5 protein-coding genes are annotated in these 4,823 nt (G+C 63.8%); all 5 read left to right on the plus strand.

Annotation, left to right across the window (positions count from 1 at the left end):
* Positions 1–935: peptide ABC transporter substrate-binding protein (locus ACLHHB_RS00455; RefSeq protein WP_410216306.1), on the plus strand; the 935-nt coding region annotated here is incomplete at its 5' end.
* 87 nt (positions 936–1,022) lie between these two features.
* Complete coding sequence (gene oppB, locus ACLHHB_RS00460) at positions 1,023–1,946, plus strand: oligopeptide ABC transporter permease OppB (RefSeq protein WP_410216307.1); 924 nt, start codon at positions 1,023–1,025, stop codon at positions 1,944–1,946.
* Between the two features lie 4 nt (positions 1,947–1,950).
* Complete coding sequence (locus tag ACLHHB_RS00465) at positions 1,951–2,877, plus strand: ABC transporter permease subunit (protein WP_410216308.1); 927 nt, start codon at positions 1,951–1,953, stop codon at positions 2,875–2,877.
* Position 2,878: 1 nt separating this feature from the next.
* Complete coding sequence (locus ACLHHB_RS00470; protein WP_410216309.1) at positions 2,879–3,982, plus strand: oligopeptide/dipeptide ABC transporter ATP-binding protein; 1,104 nt, start codon at positions 2,879–2,881, stop codon at positions 3,980–3,982.
* Positions 3,979–4,823, plus strand: an 845-nt coding sequence (locus ACLHHB_RS00475) for an ABC transporter ATP-binding protein (RefSeq protein WP_410216310.1), incomplete at its 3' end; no start/stop codon positions are given. The genes ACLHHB_RS00470 and ACLHHB_RS00475, both read left to right, overlap by 4 nt.

The raw sequence follows: 4,823 nt of genomic DNA on the forward strand, positions 1-4,823 counted from the left end.
TCTTCCAGAAGAACCCCGAATATTGGGATGCCGACAACGTCGTGATGGAAACCGTACGCGGCGTGACGGTCAACGACAACAATGTGGCCCTCACCCGGTATCAGGCCGGAGAGCTTGACCGTGTCCAGATCCCGGCCGGGCAATACCCGCGCCTGTCCGAGCAGTTCCCCGATCAGGCCGTCTCGGTGCCCTACGGCTGTTCCTATGCCTATGTCTTCAACCTGTCCGAAAAGGGCCCTGAGGTTCTTAAGGACCAGCGCGTGCGCGAGGCGATGGCGCTCAGCCTGAACCGTGACGTGATCGTGGACCAGGTTCTGCAGGGTGGCCAGCGTCCGGCCTACAGCTGGACCCATTGGGCCATCAACGGCTTTGCCGCGCCCGAGGGCGGCATGGCCGAGATGAGCCAGGAGCAGCGGACCGAGCGTGCGCGCGAACTGCTGGCCGAGGCCGGGTATGGCCCCGACAACCCCGTCCGCGTGCAGCTGCAGTACAACACCGACGACAGCCACCGCCTGCTGGCCATCGCGGCCCAGCAGTTCTGGCGCCCGCTGGGCATCGAGATCGAGCTGAACAACGTCGAATGGGCCGTCCACACCGATCGCCTGCAGAACCAGGACTTCGAGGTGGCACGCTATGCGTGGTGCGCCGACTACAACGAGGCCTCCACCTTCCTCGACTGGTTCCGCACGGACGGATACAACAGCGGAAAATGGTCGAACGAGGAATATGACCGCCTTCTGGAGGAGGCTGCCACGGCCGAGGATACCACGCCGCTGTACCAGCGCGCCGAGGAAATCCTGGCCGAGGAGGTTCCGGGCGTCTTCGTGTACCATTATGCCAAGGTCGACATGATCAACCCCGCGATCAAGGGCCTGCCGCGCGAGAACCTGCGCAACACCTGGTACGCCAAGGATCTGTATCGCACGGCCGAATAAGCCTGTCGTGCAACTGACCGGGCCGGGGCGAAGCTTTTCGCCCCGGCTCTCGATTTTCAAGTCAATCCGCAGGAAAGGCCCCCCGCGATGTTCGCATTCATCCTGCGACGGCTGGCGGTGGCGATACCCACGCTGCTGCTGCTGATCGTGTTCTCCTTTGTCCTGATGCATCTGGCGCCTGGCGGGCCCTTCACGGGCGAGCGTGCGCTGCCGCCCGCCGTCCTGGCCAATCTTGAACGGCAATATGGCCTGAACGACCCGCTGTGGCTGCAGATCTGGAATTATCTTTACAACATCGTGGTCCATTTCGACTTTGGCCCTTCTTTCGTTTATCCAGATCGCACTGTGAACCAGCTGATCGCGGCGGGCTTTCCGGTCACGCTGACCTATGGCGCACTGTCCTTTCTGGCGGCTGTCGTCTTCGGGGTGGCGCTGGGCGTGGTCGCGGCCATCTGGCACAATTCCTGGGTGGATTATCTTGCCGTGGGCATCTCGATCGGCGCGCAGGTGCTGCCCAATTTCGTGATGGCGCCGCTCCTGGTGCTGGTCTTCACCCTCTGGTACCGGCTGCTGCCCGGCGGGGGATGGAGCTTCAACGACCCCAGCTTCTGGATCATGCCGGTGATCGCGCTTGCGACCAGCTACATGGCCTCGATCGCGCGCATCACCCGGTCCTCGATGCTGGAGGTGCTGGGCTCGAACCACATCCGCACCGCGCGCGCCAAGGGGATGCCGGAACACCGTGTCATCATCCGCCATGCGCTGAAGCCTGCAATGCTGCCGGTCATCAGCTATCTGGGCCCGGTCTTTGTGTCGATGATCACCGGATCGGTCGTGATCGACATCTATTTCTCGACCGGCGGCATCGGAAAGGCATTCGTGGACAGTGCGCTGAACCGCGACTACGCCGTGATGATGGGCGTCACCATCCTGATCGGGACGCTGACCATTCTCTTCAACCTCCTCGTCGACGTGCTTTACGCGTGGATCGACCCCAAGATCAGGTACTAAGGTCATGGTCATCGATCAATCCAAGATGCAGTCCTTGTCCGAGCGGCTGGCTCAGGACGAGGTCAAGGGCCGCAGCCCGTGGGCCGATGCGCGCAAACGATTCCTTCGCAACAAGGCCGCGATGTTCGGCCTGACCATCCTGGTGCTGGTGACGCTGTTCGCGATCCTGGGCGACCAGTTCGCACAATGGTCCAACGAAGAGCTTGATTTCAGCATCATGGGTCAGGTTGCGCAGATGGGTCAGCCTTCGCTGCAGAATGGTCATTATTTCGGGACCGACAATCTGGGTCGGGACCTTTATGCACGCGTCGTGCAGGGCACGCAGATCAGCCTGATGGTGGGGATCGTGGGCGCCGCCATCGCCGTGATTGTTGGCACCCTTTATGGCGCCACTGCAGGCTATGTCGGCGGGCGCACGGACCAGCTGATGATGCGAACGGTCGATATCCTGATGTCGATCCCCTACATGTTCGTGCTGATCCTGCTGCTGGTGATGTTCGGGCGGTCCATGTCGATGCTGTTCCTGGGCATCGGCCTGATCAGCTGGCTGGACATGTCGCGAATCGTTCGCGGTCAGACCCTTAGCCTGAAGAACCGGGAATTCATCGAGGCCGCCCGCGCCACGGGCGTGTCATCCTTCCGTATCATCATCCGCCATATCGTGCCGAACCTGCTGGGCGTGGTCGCGGTCTATGCGACCCTGCTGGTGCCACTGATGATCCTGACGGAAAGCTTCATCAGCTTTCTGGGCCTTGGCGTGCAGGAACCCCTGACCAGCTGGGGCGCGCTGATCTCAGAAGGGGCGGGCACGATGAACTATGGCACGCTGTGGCAACTGCTGTTCCCGTTGTTCTTCTTCGTCATCACCCTGTTCGGGTTCTTCTTCGTGGGTGACGGCCTGCGGGACGCCCTCGACCCGAAGGAGCGCTGAGATGGCCCTTCTGACCCTCACGGACCTCTCGGTCCGCTTCCAGACCAACGACGCCGAGGTGCGCGCCGTCAACAACGTCAACCTGACGGTGGAACAGGGTGAAACCTTGGGCATCGTGGGCGAATCCGGCAGCGGCAAGTCGCAGCTGTCCTTTGCCATCATGGGTCTTTTGGCGCGCAACGGACGCGCCACGGGCAGCGTGATCTTTGATGGGCAGGAAATCCTGAACGCGCCCAAGAAGGTCCTGAACCGCATCCGGGCCGAAAAGATCGCGATGATCTTTCAGGATCCGATGACCTCGCTGAACCCCTACATGCGCGTGGCCGACCAGATGGCCGAGGTGCTGGTGCTGCACAAGGGCCTGTCCAAGCGCGATGCCGTCACCGAGGCGGTCCGCATGCTGGACGCCGTCAAGATCCCCGATGCCAAGGGCCGGATGCGCCTTTATCCGCACGAGTTTTCGGGCGGCATGCGCCAGCGCGTGATGATCGCCATGGCGCTCTTGTGCCGGCCCAAGCTGCTGATCGCGGATGAGCCGACCACCGCGCTGGACGTCACCGTGCAGGCGCAGATCATGCAACTGCTGTCGGACCTGCAGCGCGATTTCGGCATGGCGATGATGCTGATCACGCATGATCTGGGCATTGTCGCGGGCGCGTGCGAGCGGGTGGCCGTCATGTATGGCGGCCGCATCCGCGAAACCGGTCCCGTTCGCCCGATCTTTGCAGAACCCACCTTGCCCTACACCCAAGGCCTGCTGGACGCGATCCCGCGGGTGGACCAGGCCGACGAGGAACTGCGCGCCATTCCCGGCCAGCCCCCGAACATGAGCCGCCCGCCGTCAGGCTGCGCCTTCCAGCCGCGCTGCCCCTATGCCCGCGAGGTTTGCGCCCGCATCGATCCGCCGCTGGAAACCTTCGTGCCCGGCCGGGCACGCGCATGCCATGCCCCTGTGGCCGAGGTTCTGGCGCGGCAGATGACAAGGTATCGGGAAACGGAACAGGCGGCCGCCCATCCGGGCGCCCTGCCCGACCAGGTCATTCCACGCGGTGCCGTTGCCGGTGCCGGTGCCGCCGGAACCCCCAGCACCACGGAGGGACAATGAACGATCTTCTGTCTGTGCGCGATCTTCGCGTGACCTTCCCGATCCGCCGCGAAGGCGACATGCCTTGGGCGAAACCCCATCCCCTGCACGCCGTGGCCGGTGTCGATTTCACCCTGCGCCCGGGCGAGACCCTGGGTGTCGTGGGCGAATCGGGCTGCGGGAAATCCACGCTGGCGCGCGCTCTGATCGGTCTGGTCCCGGCGACGGGTCAGGCGGAATGGATCGACGGCAAGGACCTGCTGGCGCTGTCGCCGCGCCAGATGATGGCCTATCGCAGTGATATCCAGATGGTGTTCCAGGACCCGCTGGCCAGCCTGAACCCGCGCATGACCGTGGGCCAGATCATCGCCGAGCCGCTGAAGACCCACCGCCCGAACCTTGCCCGTGCCGAGATCAAGGAGCGGGTCAAGGCGATGATGGAAAAGGTCGGCCTGCTGCCCAACCAGATCAACCGGTATCCGCACGAGTTCAGCGGCGGCCAGTGCCAGCGCATCGGCATCGCCCGCGCCCTGATCGTCGAGCCGCGCCTGATCATCTGCGACGAGCCCGTGTCGGCGCTGGACGTCTCGATCCAGGCCCAGATTCTCAACCTGCTCCGCGACCTCCAGTCCGAGCTCGGCCTCACGATCGTCTTCATCGCGCACGACCTGTCGGTGGTCCGCCACCTGTCGGACCGCGTCGCGGTGATGTACCTCGGCAAGATCGTGGAGATCGGCACAGAGGACGACATCTACGAGCGCCCGATGCACCCGTACACGCAGGCGCTGCTGTCCGCGGTGCCGGTGCCGGACCCGACCCAGCGCGGCCGGCGCGACGTCATCCGCCTGACGGGTGACGTGCC

It is taken from the genome of Paracoccus sp. (in: a-proteobacteria) (assembly GCF_046462195.1).
In the GTDB taxonomy this organism is placed as follows: domain Bacteria; phylum Pseudomonadota; class Alphaproteobacteria; order Rhodobacterales; family Rhodobacteraceae; genus Paracoccus.

Excerpts from the sequence above, each read along its gene's own strand:
- ACLHHB_RS00465 (WP_410216308.1), top strand. The coding sequence starts at position 1,951 with ATGGTCATCGATCAATCCAAGATGCAGTCCTTGTCCGAGCGGCTGGCT.
- oppB (WP_410216307.1), top strand. The coding sequence starts at position 1,023 with ATGTTCGCATTCATCCTGCGACGGCTGGCGGTGGCGATACCCACGCTG.
- ACLHHB_RS00470 (WP_410216309.1), top strand. The coding sequence starts at position 2,879 with ATGGCCCTTCTGACCCTCACGGACCTCTCGGTCCGCTTCCAGACCAAC.